Origin of the sequence: Serinicoccus marinus DSM 15273 (assembly GCF_008386315.1) — a bacterium.
GTDB classification, from domain to species: domain Bacteria; phylum Actinomycetota; class Actinomycetes; order Actinomycetales; family Dermatophilaceae; genus Ornithinicoccus; species Ornithinicoccus marinus.
In genome coordinates, this window is the sequence record NZ_CP043808.1 from 502,838 (window position 1) to 517,602 (window position 14,765).

The 14,765-nt window shown below is 73.5% G+C and carries 17 protein-coding genes and 1 tRNA gene; 13 read left to right on the forward strand and 5 right to left on the reverse strand.

Annotation, left to right across the window (positions count from 1 at the left end; translation table 11 throughout):
• The first annotated feature begins 9 nt into the window (after positions 1-9).
• Positions 10-183 carry a hypothetical protein gene (locus FU792_RS16610; RefSeq protein WP_022924521.1) on the forward strand — a complete coding sequence of 58 codons (174 nt, stop codon included), beginning with the start codon at positions 10-12 and terminating at the stop codon, positions 181-183.
• A 105-nt stretch (positions 184-288) separates the two neighbouring features.
• Here the strand turns inward: FU792_RS16610 and mscL are convergent, their stop codons facing one another.
• From mscL to FU792_RS02550, 3 genes are all read right to left on the reverse strand, one after another.
• Positions 289-696, reverse strand: a complete 408-nt coding sequence (gene mscL / locus FU792_RS02540; RefSeq protein WP_022924520.1) for a large conductance mechanosensitive channel protein MscL — start codon at positions 694-696, stop codon at positions 289-291.
• A gap of 168 nt (positions 697-864) precedes the next feature.
• Positions 865-1,497 (reverse strand): SAF domain-containing protein, encoded by a 633-nt coding sequence (locus FU792_RS02545; RefSeq protein ID WP_083652720.1) that lies wholly within the window; start codon positions 1,495-1,497, stop codon positions 865-867.
• 40 nt (positions 1,498-1,537) lie between these two features.
• A complete protein-coding gene (locus FU792_RS02550; protein ID WP_337587846.1) occupies positions 1,538-2,005 on the reverse strand; it encodes an FmdB family zinc ribbon protein in 468 nt (155 codons plus the stop codon).
• 24 nt (positions 2,006-2,029) lie between these two features.
• On the opposite strand from FU792_RS02550, the gene FU792_RS18320 reads away from it, so the two are divergent.
• Positions 2,030-3,484, forward strand: a complete 1,455-nt coding sequence (locus tag FU792_RS18320; protein WP_275100735.1) for a penicillin acylase family protein — start codon at positions 2,030-2,032, stop codon at positions 3,482-3,484.
• A 5-nt stretch (positions 3,485-3,489) separates the two neighbouring features.
• Positions 3,490-4,725, forward strand: a complete 1,236-nt coding sequence (locus tag FU792_RS18325; RefSeq protein WP_275100764.1) for a penicillin acylase family protein — start codon at positions 3,490-3,492, stop codon at positions 4,723-4,725.
• A gap of 27 nt (positions 4,726-4,752) precedes the next feature.
• On the opposite strand, the gene FU792_RS02560 is transcribed toward FU792_RS18325, so the two are convergent.
• Positions 4,753-5,382, reverse strand: a complete 630-nt coding sequence (locus tag FU792_RS02560) for a 5-formyltetrahydrofolate cyclo-ligase (protein WP_022924516.1) — start codon at positions 5,380-5,382, stop codon at positions 4,753-4,755.
• Between the two features lie 37 nt (positions 5,383-5,419).
• Between FU792_RS02560 and FU792_RS02565 the strand changes: the two genes are divergently transcribed.
• The 10 genes from FU792_RS02565 to FU792_RS02610 all read left to right on the forward strand — a co-directional run bounded on the left by FU792_RS02565 (position 5,420) and on the right by FU792_RS02610 (position 13,026).
• Entirely contained in the window at positions 5,420-6,697 is a 1,278-nt protein-coding gene (locus tag FU792_RS02565) for a molybdopterin molybdotransferase MoeA (RefSeq protein ID WP_022924515.1), read from the forward strand.
• Entirely contained in the window at positions 6,697-7,191 is a 495-nt protein-coding gene (gene moaC / locus FU792_RS02570; protein ID WP_022924514.1) for a cyclic pyranopterin monophosphate synthase MoaC, read from the forward strand. Before FU792_RS02565 ends, moaC begins: the two co-directional genes overlap by 1 nt.
• A 52-nt stretch (positions 7,192-7,243) precedes the next feature.
• Positions 7,244-7,870 carry a GNAT family N-acetyltransferase gene (locus tag FU792_RS02575; protein WP_022924513.1) on the forward strand — a complete coding sequence of 209 codons (627 nt, stop codon included), beginning with the start codon at positions 7,244-7,246 and terminating at the stop codon, positions 7,868-7,870.
• Between the two features lie 91 nt (positions 7,871-7,961).
• Complete coding sequence (locus tag FU792_RS02580; RefSeq protein WP_022924512.1) at positions 7,962-9,068, forward strand: hypothetical protein; 1,107 nt, start codon at positions 7,962-7,964, stop codon at positions 9,066-9,068.
• A gap of 127 nt (positions 9,069-9,195) precedes the next feature.
• Positions 9,196-9,271 (forward strand) — tRNA-Ala (locus tag FU792_RS02585).
• 189 nt (positions 9,272-9,460) lie between these two features.
• Complete coding sequence (gene argF / locus FU792_RS02590) at positions 9,461-10,465, forward strand: ornithine carbamoyltransferase (protein WP_022924511.1); 1,005 nt, start codon at positions 9,461-9,463, stop codon at positions 10,463-10,465.
• Positions 10,462-10,971: a PH domain-containing protein gene (locus FU792_RS02595; protein WP_149814527.1), complete on the forward strand. Its 510-nt coding sequence runs from the start codon at positions 10,462-10,464 to the stop codon at positions 10,969-10,971. The genes argF and FU792_RS02595 overlap by 4 nt, the downstream gene beginning before the upstream one ends.
• Positions 10,972-10,977: 6 nt before the next feature.
• On the forward strand, positions 10,978-12,315 hold the full coding sequence (locus FU792_RS02600; protein WP_149814529.1) for a PH domain-containing protein: 1,338 nt from the start codon (positions 10,978-10,980) through the stop codon (positions 12,313-12,315).
• A complete protein-coding gene (locus tag FU792_RS02605; protein WP_161600186.1) occupies positions 12,240-12,599 on the forward strand; it encodes a PH domain-containing protein in 360 nt (119 codons plus the stop codon). Before FU792_RS02600 ends, FU792_RS02605 begins: the two co-directional genes overlap by 76 nt.
• Positions 12,600-12,606: 7 nt before the next feature.
• Positions 12,607-13,026 (forward strand): tetratricopeptide repeat protein, encoded by a 420-nt coding sequence (locus tag FU792_RS02610; RefSeq protein ID WP_022924508.1) that lies wholly within the window; start codon positions 12,607-12,609, stop codon positions 13,024-13,026.
• Between the two features lie 116 nt (positions 13,027-13,142).
• Here FU792_RS02610 and FU792_RS18330 read toward each other — a convergent pair whose 3' ends face one another.
• A complete protein-coding gene (locus FU792_RS18330) occupies positions 13,143-14,753 on the reverse strand; it encodes a dolichyl-phosphate-mannose--protein mannosyltransferase (protein WP_022924507.1) in 1,611 nt (536 codons plus the stop codon).
• Positions 14,754-14,765: the final 12 nt, after the last annotated feature.

A 14,765-nucleotide genomic window follows, 5' to 3' on the forward strand; every position in this document is an offset into this window, starting at 1 on the left:
CGGCGTGCCGTGGCCGCACCGACCAACCCGGCGGCCGACCAGTCCGACGAGGTCCCCGCCCCTGGTGACGACCGGTCCGTCCCCGGACAGCCCGAACGCGGCCGGGAGGCCGGGCGCGTGCCGCGCCGCCTCGACCCGCGGGACGACTGGATCCTCGAGCAGCGCCCGCCGCACTGGGACTGAGCCGCGTCGGGACATCCCCAGTGACATGCAGGACGCCCCGGCACAGGACGACGTGTCCGTGCCGGGGCGTCCCGGTGCATGAGCAGGTGCCCGCGGCTGCTCAGGTCAGAGCGAGCCGTCCGCGCGGCGCTGGGCCAGCAGGTCGCGGATCTCGCGGAGCGTGGCCACCTCGTCGGTGACGATCTCCTCCTCGACCGGCTTGTTGCGGTTCATGCGCTCGCTCACCTTGTTCATCGGGGAGACGAGCACGAAGTACACGACGGCCGCGGTGAGCAGGAAGACGATGAGGGCGTTGATGATGGCCGCGAAGTCCATCGCGGTGTCGGCGCGACCGTTGATGATCTCGAACTTGAGACCGCCGACCTCGGCGCCACCCGCGGCGTTGAGCAGCGGGGTGATGATGCTGGAGACGATGGTGTCGACGACCGCGGCGAAGGCCGAGCCGATGACGACCGCGACGGCCAGCTCGATCACGTTGCCGCGCATGATGAAGTCCTTGAAGCCGCTGAGCATGGCCTCTCCTTTCGTGCGAGCGCAGGGCAGGGGCAGATCGCTCGTGGTGGTGGTGGTGGGTGGCCCGACATCGTGACACGCCCCTCGGGCCAGTCGAGAAGTGTATACCGCCACCCGCGCTCTCGATCACCCTTTCGGGGGAGTCGGGAGTGTGAGGTTACTCACGCGTCAACCACCGGTCGCGCGGACCGCCACGAGCAGCGCAGCGCCGAGCGGGTCGGCGCCCCGGGCCGCGGCCAGGTCGCCGGCCGTGCCCTCGTCGACGGCCACCCACAGGCCGGGCTCCTCTCCCGTGCCGGGCCGTAGCACGAGCGCACCCCGGGCCACCCGGTCCCCGTCCACGGGGGAGTGGACGTCGATCCGGTCGCCGGCGACCGTGGCCGTCGCCACCGCCGCGTCGGTCACGGGCAGCCAGACCGCCACCTCACCCTCGAGCCCGTCGAGCAGCGCGCTGGTGCGCAGGTCCGCGGTCGTCAGCACCTCCCCGGCCTGCACCGGCACCGCGAGGGAAGCGCCGACCTCAGGGGCGGCGGAGAGGAACCCCTCGGGCAGCAGGTCCGGCGGCACGTGGCGCAGCTCGGTGTCGCGCGCGGACAGAGTGGTGCCGACGGCGAGCTGCCGGGCGGCGACGACCACCGGGACCTCGTCGGGCTGCGGGCGGGTCAGCACCAGGTGCAGGCTGCCGCCCACCGTGATCGCCGCGAGGGCCGCCGCCAGCCAGCGCCGCAGCACCGGATGTCGCAGCACACGGGCCAGCTCACGTCGGGAGGAGGTGCCGGATCGGGCTGCTCGTCGGGTCACCCCACCGACCGTAGGCAGGCCGGCGCGTGCCGACCAGGGCTCAGCGCGCGGCTGTGGACGACCCGCCGGAGGACCCCGAGGATGTGGACGACGAGGCCCCGGACGTCGACGTGCCCCCGGAGGAGCCGGAGGAGCCCTTCACCCCGCCGGAGCCGCTCGTGCCGGAGTCGCCGGTGCTCGCCCCGCTCGTGCCGGACCCGGCCGCCCCCGTCTCACCCTTGCCCGAGTCACCCTTGCCCGACTCGCTCGTGCCGGACCCGCCCGCGCCGGACCCGCCCGCGCCGGAGGAACGCGATCCGCGGGAGTCGGTGCGGTAGAAGCCCGAGCCCTTGAAGACCACGCCGACCGCGCTGAAGACCTTGCGCAGCGATCCGTCGCACTCCGGGCATAGCGTCAGTGCGTCGTCGGTGAAGGCCTGCTGGATGTCGAAGGCGTGACCGCAGTCCTTGCAGGCGTATGAATACGTGGGCACGAGGTCGGATTCTACGTCGCCTCCGACGGTCTTCACGCACGGTCGCCTAGGCTGGGGCCCGTGTCCCGACCTCTGTGGCAGCGCGTGGCCGTGCCCACGGTCGCGATCCTCGTGGTCGTGGCGGTGGCCACGGCCGTGATCGGCGTGGGCCTCGCGAGGCGCGCCTTCCCGCAGGTCTCCGGCGAGCTGGAGCTGCCCGGTCTCGCCGGTCCCGTCGAGGTGGTCCGGGACGAGCGGGGCGTGCCGCACATCTACGCCGACACCGCGGAGGACCTCTTCCGCGCACAGGGTTTCGTCGCCGCCCAGGACCGCTTCTTCCAGATGGACCTGCGTCGCCACATCGTCAGCGGGCGGCTGTCCGAGCTCGTGGGCGAGGGCGGCCTGGAGACGGACCGGGTGATCCGCACGCTGGGGTGGCGCCGCGTCGCCGAGCAGGAGCTCTCGCTGCTGTCCCCGGACGCGCGGACCTACCTCGCCGCCTACGCCTCCGGCGTCAACGCCTACATCGACAGCCGCAGCGGCCCCTCCGCGATGGGGGTGGAGTACGTCGCGCTGTCGCAGAGCGCCCCGGGCTACACCGTGCGCGACTGGGACGAGGTCGACTCGCTCGCCTGGCTCAAGGCGATGGCCTGGGACCTGCGCGGCAACTACGACGACGAGCTCGCCCGCGGCCGCCTGGTCGGCGAGGTCTCCCTGGACCAGCTGGAGAACCTCTACCCCGACTACCCCGCCGACGAGCACCCGCCGATCCTCGACCGCAGCGAGTGGTCGCCGCCGGAGCGGCCCGCACCAGGGGTCAGCGACACGCGAGGTGGCGCCCGCGGCACGGTCCTGGCCCCGGTCCCCGGTCAGGGGGACCCGGCCGACATCGCCGGGCTCACCGAGCCGCAGGCCCCGGACGGACCGACCTCCGGGATGACGCGCAACTGGCTGGCCGGGGGGAGCCCGGACGCGCGGGACGCCCTGGCCGACACCGGCACGGTGCTGGCGGCCGTGCCCGAACTGCTCGGCGAGGGGGAGGGGATCGGCTCCAACTCGTGGGTCGTCTCCGGCGAGCACACCGAGAGCGGTATGCCGCTGCTCGCCAACGACCCGCACCTGGCGATCACGCAGCCCGGGATCTGGATGCAGAGCGGCCTGCACTGCCGGGAGGTGGACGAGGCCTGCCCCTTCGACGTCACAGGCTTCACCTTCGCCGGTTTCCCCGGCGTCGTCATCGGCCACAACCAGTCCATCGCCTGGGGCTTCACCAACCTCGACCCCGACGTCACCGACTTCTACCTCGAGGACACCGCCGGCGACACGGTCCTGCGCGAGGACGAGCACGTGCCGATGGACGTGCGCACCGAGACCATCCGGGTGGCCGGCGGTGACGACGTGGAGCTGGAGGTGCGGGAGACCTCCCACGGGCCGATCGTCTCCGACGTGCTCGCCGAGACCGGTGTCATGGGCGCCAACGGGCCGATCGACGGGGTCGCGACCTCCGTGACTTCGAGGGTCGCGACCTCCCGCTGACCGGGCTGGAGCCCTCGCGCACCGCCGAGGCGGTCTTCGCGCTCAACGCTGCCACCGACTGGGAGGGTTTCCGTGGCGCGGCCGAGCTCTTCGCCGTGCCCTCGCAGAACCTGCTCTACGCCGACACCGAGGGCAACATCGGCTACCAGGCGCCCGGGCTGGTCCCGGTCCGACGGGCGGCGACCCACGGCACCCCGCCGGGCTACTTCCCCGCCCCCGGCTGGGACGAGCAGTATGCCTGGAGCGGGTGGGTCGACTTCGCGGACCTGCCCTCGGCCTACAACCCCGAGGACGGCATGGTCGTGGCCGCGAACCAGGCCGTGGTCCGTGGCTCGACCCCCTTCCTCACCAGCGAGTACGACAAGGGCTACCGCTCGACCCGCATCCTGGAGCTGCTGCAGGAGCGGCTCGAGCAGGGGCCGCTCACCGCGGCGGACATGAACGACATCCAGCTCGACGACACCAGCACCTTCGCGCTGGACGTGGTCCCCTACCTCACCTCGATCGATCTCGACGGCCGGTTCTACACCGAGGCGCAGGGTCTGCTGCGGGACTGGGACGGCACCGCCCCGGCGGAGGGGGAGCAGACGGCGGCCGCGGCATACTTCTACGCCGTCTACGACAACCTCCTCGAGGCGGTCTTCGACGACGAGCTCCCCCCGGACCTCGGGGCCACCGGCAACTCCCGCTCGATGCAGGTCATGGCCGAGCTCATGGCCACCCCCGAGAGTGTCTGGTGGGACGACCAGCGCACCCCCGGGGTCGTGGAGTCCCGGGACGAGGTGCTGCGCACGGCCCTGGTGGACGCGCGGCTGGACCTGACCCGCACGGTCTCCAAGAACCCGGACGACTGGAGCTGGGGCGAGCTGCACCGGGCGGACCTGCGCCACCAGGTCCTCGGTGAGGAGGGAGTGCCCGGCCTGGTGCAGCAGATGGTCAACCGCGGGCCGCTCCCGGTATCCGGCAGCAGCTCCATGGTCAACGCGATGAACTGGGACGCCAGCACGGACAGCTTCGACGTCACGTCGGCACCCTCGATGCGCATGGTCGTCGACCTCGGCGACCTCGACGCCTCCACCTGGGTCAACCAGACGGGCACCTCCGGCCATCCCTTCCACAGCAACTACGACGACCAGACGCAGGCGTGGGTCGAGGGCGGCACCTACCCGTGGGCCTTCACCCGGGCCGCCGTGGACGAGGCGGGCACCGACACTCTCACGCTGCTGCCGGCGGACGAGTGAGCGGGGCCGGCTGAGCGCCGGTGCGGGTCAGCGCACCGGGACCGGCACCACGCCGCTGGTCGGCCGCAGCACCGCGTCGACCACGGCGTCGTGGTCCGCGGCGGGCACCCGGGGCACGACCTCGTGGTCGTGCAGCACGATGACCACGGGTGCCCCGGCGGAGCTCTCACGCAGCCGCGGCAGCACCGTGTCGTAGTAGCCCCCACCCTGCCCCAGCCGCACCCCGTCGCGGGAGACCGCGAGCCCGGGGACGAAGGCCAGGTCGACCTCGGCGAGGACGTCCTCGCCGAGGGGGCGCCGGTCGGGGTCGGCCAGGTCGGCCCACTCCAGCCGCGGTCGCGCGAAGGTGATCGGCACGAGCACCCGCACGCCCGCACCGCGCAGCGCGGCGGTCAGCCCGTCGACCGGTGGCTCGGTGCGCATCGGCTCGTAGGCGGTCACGGTCATCCCGGCGACGTCCGCGCGGGCCGAGCCACGGGCATACCGACGCAGGTGCGTGAGACCCGCCTCGGCGAGCGATCTGGCGAGGGCGGGCCGGTCCGCCGGCGACCACGCGGCGATGAGGTCGCGGCGCGCGGTCCGGACCAGCGCGCGCCAGTGCGCCTTGTCGGCGACGACGTCGCCCGTCGGACGGTAGGGCGGGAGCGGCAGGCTCATGCGGCCCCATTGTGGCCGATGCTCCTAGGGTGGGGCCATGATCTCCGTCGACGAGCACCTGGACTCCGTGCTGGCTCAGGTCGAGCCGGTGGCCCCGGTCACGCTGCCGGTCCGGCGTGCGCAGGGCCTCGTGACCACCGCCGACGTGCACAGCGGCGTCGACCTGCCGCGCTTCGACAACTCCTCGATGGATGGGTATGCCGTCCGCCGGGCCGACCTCGAGGGGGCCAGCAGCGAGAGCCCGGTCGTGCTGCCCGTCGCCGGCGACGTCGCCGCGGGCGACCAGTCGCAGCACGTGCTCGCCCCTGGGCAGGTGTGGCGGATCATGACCGGCGCCCCCATGCCCGAGGGCGCCGACGCCGTCGTCAAGGTCGAGGACACCGACGGGCACCCGCACGAGCCGCAGCTGCGCGTCCACCCCGACGAGGGGGCGCACATCCGCCGCGCGGGCGAGGACGTCAGGGCCGGGGACCTGATCCTGCCCGCGGGGAGCCGGGTCGGGGCGGGGGAGATCGCCGCGCTGCTGTCCTCGGGGGTGACCGAGGTCGAGGTCGTCGGGCCGGTGCGGGTGGCGATCCTGTCGACGGGTGACGAGCTCGTGCCCGCCGGCGAGCCCGTCGGCCCCGGGCAGATCGTCGACAGCAACGGCCCGATGCTGGAGGCGCTGGTGCGCGACGCCGGGGCCCACGTCGTGCACGTCGGGCACCTGCCCGACGACGAGGGTGCCACCAAGAAGCAGCTGCACCGGATGCTGGACCACGCCGACCTCGTCATCACCACCGGTGGCGTGAGCAAGGGCGAGTTCGACCTCGTCAAGAAGGTGCTCACCGGCCAGGGGTCGATGGAGTTCGTCGAGGTCGCGATGCAGCCCGGCAAGCCGCAGGGCTTCGGGGTGCTGGGGCGTCGCGACGTGCCCGTCTTCACGCTGCCGGGCAACCCGGTGAGCACGCTGGTGAGCTTCGAGGTCTTCGTGCGGCCGGCGCTGCAGCGCAGAGCCGGACGGCGCGAGGGCGCCCGGCTCGCGCGCGGCTTCGCCACGACCGGGTGGCGCAGCTCGCCGGACCGGCAGACGTATACCCGGGTGCGGGTCGACCGCGACCCCACCGGCGCGTATGCCGTCTCGCCCGCCGGCGGTGCCGGGTCGCACCTCGTCGGGCCGCTCGCCGTCGCCGACGCGCTGGCGATCTCGGAGCCGGAAGTGAACGAGGTGTCCGCCGGGTCCGAGCTGGACCTGCTGCTGCTGCGGCCACGCGCCGAGATCGACGCCCGGCTGCACGCCGAGGGGCAGGGTGACGAGGCGGGCGAGGACGGCTGATGGGGCACGAGCCGCGGCTGACCCACCTGCGGGCCGACGGGTCGGCCCACATGGTCGACGTCAGCACCAAGGAGGTCACCGCGCGCAGCGCCACGGCGCGTGGACGCGTCGACCTGTCGGCGGACGCGGTCGCCGCGCTGCGGGACGGCACCGTGCCCAAGGGCGACGCCCTCGGGGTGGCGCGGATCGCGGGCATCCAGGCGGCCAAGCGCACGCCGGACCTCGTGCCGCTGTGCCACCCGATCGCGATCCACGCTGTCGAGGTGGACCTGACGGTCGACGACGGCGGGGTGGAGATCACCGCGACGGTGCGCACCGCCGACCGCACCGGGATCGAGATGGAGGCGCTGACCTGCGTGAGCGTCGCCGCGCTGGCCCTGGTCGACATGGTCAAGGCGGTGGACAAGCTGGCGGTGATCGGCGGGGTGCGGGTGGTCGCGAAGTCCGGGGGTCGGTCGGGGGACTGGGTCCGCACCGAGGCGAGGGGCCGGTGAGCCCGCGTCGGCGCCATGACGGGTGCTGGGGTGAGTCAGGGATGAGGGACGCGTGAGCTGGCGCTGGCCCGTCAGCGTCCGGCACCAGCTCCCCGACGGCAGGGCGCTGGTCCTGCGGCCGCTGGAGCGGGCCGACCGGGCCGCCTGGGAGTCCTTGCGGCGCCGCAACGAGGCCTGGCTGCGGCCGTGGGAGTCGACCGCGCCGGGCGAGAGGACGCCGAACCTGCCCTTCCCGCGGTTGCGGCGGGTCCTGGACCGCGGCGCGCGGGACGGGCTGGTCCTGCCCTTCGTCATCGACGTGGACGGGGAGATCGTCGGCCAGATCCAGCTCTTCGACGTGCTCTGGGGCGCGCGGCAGGCCGGGTGGGCCGGCTACTGGCTCGACCGGCAGGCGACCGGGCGCGGGGTGGCGACGTGGGCGCTCGCGGCGCTGGTCGACCACGCGCTCCTTGAGGTGGGCCTGCACCGCGTCGAGGTGGCGATCCGACCGCAGAACTCCGCCTCCCTCGCCGTGGTCACCCGGCTGCGCATCCCGGAGGAGGGTCGCCAGCGCGGGCTCATGCACGTCGACGGAGGGTGGGCCGACCACCGGCTCTTCGCCGTGGTCGCCGAGGACCTGCGGCCGGGCGGGTATGCCCCGGGTGGCCTGGTCGCGCTGATGCACGGCCGCGCCGGGTGAGCAGGCCGTTCACGCGAGTCACAGGAGAAACTCCCGCGACACTCCGCCGACCTCACCGCCTCGTGCTGCGGTGGCACCTACCGTGAGTCCCGTGCCTCCGGTCAGCAGCCTCATCTTCGTCGTCATCGTGGCGGTCTGGGCTGTCTATCTCGTCCAGCACTGGGTCCGCCGTCGTGAGCACGTCGCGACCGCGCGGTCGGTCGACCGGTTCTCCGAGGCCATGCGCGTGCTCGAGCGCCGTCGGGCGCTCCCGCGCCCCGACATCGCGGAGCAGGCGCCGGCCGCCTACTCCGTCTCTCCGCTGCGCCCGGCCCGGCCGGACGTCGTCGTCAAGCGCGGCGGGAGCGCTGCGGCCTCTGCTGCCGCGACGGCGCGCCCGGCGGCCCGTCCCGCTGCCGCTCGTCCTGCGGCCAGCGCGTCGTCGAGCGCACCGGCGCCCCGGCGCCGGAGCGGTGCCACCGCCGTCGGTCCCACCCCGGCGGTGCGGCGCGCACGGCGTGCCGCACAGCTGCGGGCGACCGCGCTGATCGTCGCCTCCGTGGCGATGGTGGCGCTCGTCTCGCTCGGGGTCAGCCCCGTGCTGGACTGGTGGTGGAGCTTCGTGGGCGTCGCTGTGCTGGCCGCGACGCTCCTGCTCGTGCGGCGCTCCGCCGCCGCCCAGCGCTCGCGCCGGGCCCGGCCGCGTCGTGCGACGGTGCGCCCGGACACGGCACCGCAGCGATCCGGTGCGCCCGCACCGGTGCAGGCCGACAGCCGCCGTCCGGGCCACGAGGCGCAGGCGTCGGCGGAGGTCACGGTGACCGCGGAAGCGTCCGCCTCCCCGCTCGCCGCCCAGGCCCGCGCCACGGCGGCCTCCGCCTCGGCCGGTCCCGTCGCACCGGCCTCCGCCGGCACCGCGCGTCGGGCCGTGGACCTCCGGCCCGCGCGCCCCGCGCTCTTCGACATCGACGAGATCGAGGCCGACCTCGCGGCCCCACCGGTCGCCGTCACGGCGGTGGCCGACGAGGCCGAGACGGTCGCGGCGCCCGGGTCGTGGACGCCCGCCCCCGTGCCGCCGCCGACCTACACGCTCAAGGCCAAGGCATACCGTGGCGCCCCGCAGCCGTCGACCGGCTCCGCCGAGCTGCCCGCGGACGGGACCGAGATGGCGCTGGAGGAGGAGTTCGAGGACCTCCCGCAGATCCACCGCGTCGGCTGAGCCCCGCGCTCGGCGCCGGCCGACCAGGTCCCCACCACCCCGCCTGCCGGTCCGTCGCCCCGGCCGCCCGGCTCGTCGCTGGTTTGGGCTGGCCACCTGCGGGTCTGTATAGTCTGGAGACGCACACGGGGCTGTGGCGCAGTTGGTAGCGCGTCTCGTTCGCAATGAGAAGGTCAGGGGTTCGATTCCCCTCAGCTCCACCACCGGAGAGCCCGCCGAGTCACTCGGCGGGCTCTCGTGCTGTGCGGCCCGCCGTCGAGTGACCACGGACAGCCAACCCACCCGACCCGGCCACCCGGGTGCGAGAGCCGGCGGTCGCGCGACGACTAGGCTGGAGCCCAGCGGCCGGCGGGTGAGACCCGGCCGTCCGCACCCGAGCGAGGAGCCCGACCATGACCGTGGACCTGCGGGGCCGCAGCCTGCTGTCCCTGGTGGAGGAGACGCCGGAGGAGATCCGGTCGCTGCTCGACCTCGCCGCCGAGCTCAAGGCCGCCAAGCGCGCCGGCACCGAGGAGCGCCGCCTCGTCGGCCGGTCGGTCGCGCTGATCTTCGAGAAGACCTCGACCCGCACCCGCAGCGCCTTCGAGGTGGCCGCCGCCGACCAGGGCGCCCACACCACCTTCCTCGACCCCAAGAGCACCCAGATCGGGCACAAGGAGTCGATCAAGGACACCGCCCGCGTCCTCGGTCGGATGTACGACGCGATCCAGTACCGCGGCGCGGCCCAGTCGACCGTCGAGCAGCTCGTCCGGTATGCCGGTGTGCCGGTCTACAACGGCCTCACCGACGAGTGGCACCCGACGCAGATGCTCGCCGACGCCCTCACCATGGCCGAGCACTGCGACAAGCCGTGGTCGCAGATCTCCTACGCCTACCTCGGCGACGCCCGCAACAACACCGGTCACTCGTTGCTGCTGCTGGGCGCCAAGCTCGGCATGGACGTCCGCGTCGGTGCCCCGGCCGGGCTGCAGCCTGACCCCTCCGTGGTCGCCCTGTGCCAGGAGGTCGCCGAGACCACCGGTGCGCGGGTGACGATCACCGACGACCCCCTCGCCGCCGTCTCCGGCGTGGACTTCGTGCACACTGACGTCTGGGTCTCCATCGGGGAGCCGGCCGACGCCTGGGGAGAGCGGATCGAGCAGCTGATGCCCTTCCAGGTCGATGCCGATCTCATGGCGGCCACGCGCAACCCGGCGGCGCGCTTCATGCACTGCCTGCCGGCCTTCCACGACACCGACACCGCAGTGGGGCGAGAGCTGATGGACACCCATCCGGAGCTGAAGGACGGTCTCGAGGTGACCGACGAGGTCTTCGAGTCGCCGGCCAGCATCGTCTTCGACCAGGCGGAGAACCGCCTGCACACCATCAAGGCCCTCCTCGTGGCGACCCTCGCATGACCGTCGTCCAGCCCGAGCACGTCGACGTCGGCCCGGCGCTGCGGGAGCCGGCGCACCAGGTGAGCCCGCGTGCGCTGCGTTGCTGGGTGGTGCAGAACTTCATCGGCAGCGTCCTCACGTGGGGCGTCCTGTTCACCATCCACTGGTTCCTGCCGGACTCCTGGGCGCGGTGGCTCGGGCCGCTGTTCGTCCTGATCATGGTCTACAACGTCCTCGAGCTGATCCTCGAGCCCACGATCCGCTACCGGCGCACGCGCTGGGAGGTCACCGGGGAGCGGGTGTTCTCCCAGACCGGGTGGCTCTCCCGCGAGCAGCGCATCGCGCCGCTGTCCCGGGTGCAGACGGTCGACACCGAGCGGGGGCCGATCATGCGGCTCTTCCGGCTCGCCAACGTCACCGTGACCACCGCCTCGGCCGCGGGACCGATCACCCTCCCGTGCCTGGACACCGACCTCGCCGACCGCGTCACCGCGACCTGGCCCGGGTCACCGGGCAGACCCGGGTGACGCCACGTGAGCGAGCCGCACGCCCCCGGCGCCGGGCCGGAGGTCGAGGAGCGGCCCGACGTCGCGGGTATGCCGCCGGTGGGCACCGCCGACGCCGGTCCGGACGACGGCTGGCACCGGCTCAGCCCCCGGATGCTGCTGGTCCACCCGTTGCTGGCGCTGCGGTCGATGATCGTCCCGCTCGCCCTGGTCGTCTTCCAGGTCATGCGTGGTGACGGTCTCAGCGGCGGCGGCCCGTGGATCTGGATCGCGCTGGTCTTCCCTGTGCTGGCGGTCGTCTTCGGCCTGCTCTCCTGGCACTTCACCCGCTACCGCTTCACCCCCGAGCAGCTGCAGCTGCGCACCGGGTGGCTCAACCGCAAGCTCGTCACCGCCCCGCTGGACCGCATCCGCAGCGTCGACCTGGAGTCCTCGCTGCTGCGCCGGGTCCTCGGGCTGACCAAGGCGCAGGTCGGCACGGGCGTCGACACCTCGCAGATCACCCTCGACGGGCTGCCGCGCGAGCAGGCCGCGCAGCTGCGGGTGGACCTGCTGGCCCGGTCCCACCTCGCCGACGACGAGGTCGCGGAGGCCGGGACGCCGCAGGACGCGCCGGCGGGCGAGCCCGAGCGCAGCCTGCCCGCCCCGGAGGAGGAGCTGGCCCGGATCGACTGGAGCTGGCTGCGGTATGCGCCGTTCAGCCTGTCCAGCCTCGTCGTCGTCGCGGGTGCCCTCGGTGTGCTCGGCCAGTTCGGCGACGACATCCCCGTCGACGAGGTCGCCGTCGCCGAGGGCGCCTGGGAGTGGGTGGTGGCCCAGGCCGTCGCCGTCCTGGTCCTCGGCGCGCTCGCGATCCTGCTGATCAGCTGGCTCCTCGTGTCGACGATCTCCTACGTCATCACGTGGTGGAACCTCCGCTTGGTCCGGGAGGGCGGCGGCAAGATCCGGCTCACCCGGGGGCTGTTCACCACCAGGAGCCAGACCCTGGAGAGCGGCAAGATCCGCGGCGTCCTGATGACCGAGCAGTTCCTGCTGCGCTTCGTGCGCGGCGGTGAGCTGGCCGCCCTCGCCACCGGGGTCGGTGCGGGCGGCAGCGTCATCAAGCTGCTCCCCCGGCGCCCCGCCAGGTGGTCCAGGACGTCGGACACCAGCTGCTGGGCGAGGACGGCCCGCTCACGATGCCGCTCGTCGGGCACGGGCCCCGGGCCCGGCGTCGGATCCACGTTCGGCGCCAGTGGGGCAGCCTCGTCCTGGCGGGGCTCGCGTGCATACCGACCTTCGTCCTCGACGTGTGGATCTTCGAGGCGCTGCCCTGGTGGGGGCCGCTCGCCGTGCTGGCCGTCGTCGGCCTCCTCAACCTGCTGATCGCCGAGAGCGCGTGGCGCAACCTCGGGCACGGGCTCACCGACGGGCACGTGATCGTGCAGACCGGCGCCGTCATCCGCAGCCGCGAGGTGCTCGAGCGGGCGGGCATCATCGGGTGGACCCTCGACCAGAGCTTCTTCCAGCGCCGCCTCGGGCTCGCGGACCTCACCGCCACCACCGCAGCGGGCAACGAACGGTTGCTGGCGCCCAACATCCCGGTGCCGCTCGCGGTCGACCTCGCCGACCGGGCCACCCCGGGAATGCTCGACGGCTTCCGCGCGTAGGAGGAGCATGGGCGACTTCGAGGACATGCTGCGGGGGCTGGACGGGACCGGCGCCGACGAGCCACGGGGTGAGGGACGCGGCGACGCTGTGTCGCTGCCGTCGGACGAGCAGCTCGACGACCACGCGCGCTACGACCGGGCGACCTTCGCCTTCGAGACCAAGGACTACCTGAGGGCCGCTGCCCTGCTCGAGCCGCTGGCGCAGGCGGACCCGGGCAACGCGGAGGTGCGCCTGCTGCTCGCGCGCAGCTACTACCACTCCGCGCGGCTGGGCCCGGCGGAGACCGAGCTGCGGGCCATGGTCGAGCGCTGGCCGAGCGACGCCTACGCCCACCTCGTGCTGGCCCGGACCCTGCAGCGCGCGGGCCGCGCCGAGGAGGGGGCGCCGCACCTCAAGATGGCCGAGGCGATGGGGCTGGATGTCTGAGGCGACCGCCGAGCCTCGTCGAGTGGCCCACTCAGGGGCCGGAACCGGGTCGCTTTCGCCGCACGACCGGGCCATCGGGCGACTGTTCCGCCCTGTAACAGCCCCGCTGGCTGCCCTCAGGTCCAGAAGTCGAACCACATGCGCAGATTCCAAGCCTCGCGCGGGATCGTGATGGCGGTGTGGACCGGCCAGTACCACGCGAAGCAGGCCGCGGCCAGCGTCAGGTAGCCGATCACCGCGACCGCGCCCCAGCGGCGGCGCGCCGGTGAGGCGTCGGCGCGGCCGAGCACCAGCCCGAGGCAGCACACCACCACGAGCACCAGCCAGGGCACGAAGGCGACCGCGTAGAAGCTGTAGACGGTCCGCGTCTGGTAGAGGAGCCACGGCAGCCAGCCGGCGACGATCCCGGAGAGCGCGGCGCCCGCCCGCCAGTCCCGCCCCAGCAGCCATAGGAACGCCACGACCAGCAGGCCGACCGTGCCGCCCCACCAGAGCACGACGTTGCCGAGCGAGGCGATGTACTCCACGCACTCGGCGGCCTCGCACCCCTTCTCGCCGCGTTCGGGCCACTCGGCGTAGAAGAGCGTGGGCCGCCATTGCACCGTCCAGCTCCACGGGTTGGACTTCCAGGCGTGGTCGTTGGCCAGGTCGATGTGGAAGTTCCACTGCTCCTGGTGGTAGGCCCACAGCGAGCGCAGCGGGTCCGGCACGAGCCCGACCAGGCTGCCCGACGGGGCCGGGTTCTCGACCGCCCACTGCCGCTTCCACCCCCCGGCGGTCGCGAACCACCCGGCCCAGCTCGCGACATACGTGAGCAACGCGGTCGGCACCATGAGCAGGAAGGCGGGTATGCCGTCGCGCACCACAGTGCCCGCGAGCCAGTCCCGCGCCCCGGCGGCCCGGCGAGCGCCGAGGTCCCAGGCGACGGTCATCAGCCCGAAGACGGCGAGGAAGTAGAGCCCGGACCACTTGGTCCCGATCGCCAGGCCCAGGCATACCCCCGCGGCCAGGCGCCACCACCGGATCCCGAGGCTGGGCCCCCACCAGCGGCGGGCGCGCGCCCAGGGCGACCGGGGCACGCTCACGCCGGGACCGTGCGTGCGCTCCCACCACGGCCCCCAGCGCGCGGTGAGCCGGCGGCGCCCCTGCTCCCGGTCCAGCAGGAGCAGGACGAAGGCCAGGAGCACCCACCACATGAGGAAGATGTCGAGCAGCCCGATGCGCGAGGACGCGAAGTGGTGCCCGTCAACCGCGAGCAGGGTCGCGGCGCTGATCGCCAGCAGCGCGTTGCGCCACAGCAGCCACGCCGCGACGCCGAGCAGCGCGATCGACAGCGTCCCGACGGTGGCGGCCGACAGTCGCCAGCCGGTGGACGACTCGGGCCCGGTGACGAGCTCGCCGAGCCCGATCATCCACTTGCCGACGGGCGGGTGGACGATGAGGTCGGGCTGGTCGCCGAAGACGTCCGGGTCGCCCGCCGTCCAGAGCGCGTCCGGCTCCTCCAGCCCGCTCTTGATCTCCCGCTCGTGGCCGAAGCGGATCAGCGACCACCCCTGCTTGACGTAGTAGGTCTCGTCGAAGACGAGCCGGTCGGGGTAGCCGAGTCGCCAGAAGCGCAGCGCCCCGCCGACGAGGGTCAGCAGCAGGATCCCGAGCGCCGCGGCACGGCGTTGCGAGGTGAGCGTCGCGGGCGCCGGGCCGAGCAGGCGCGCCCGCAGTGACTCCATACCGGTCATCGT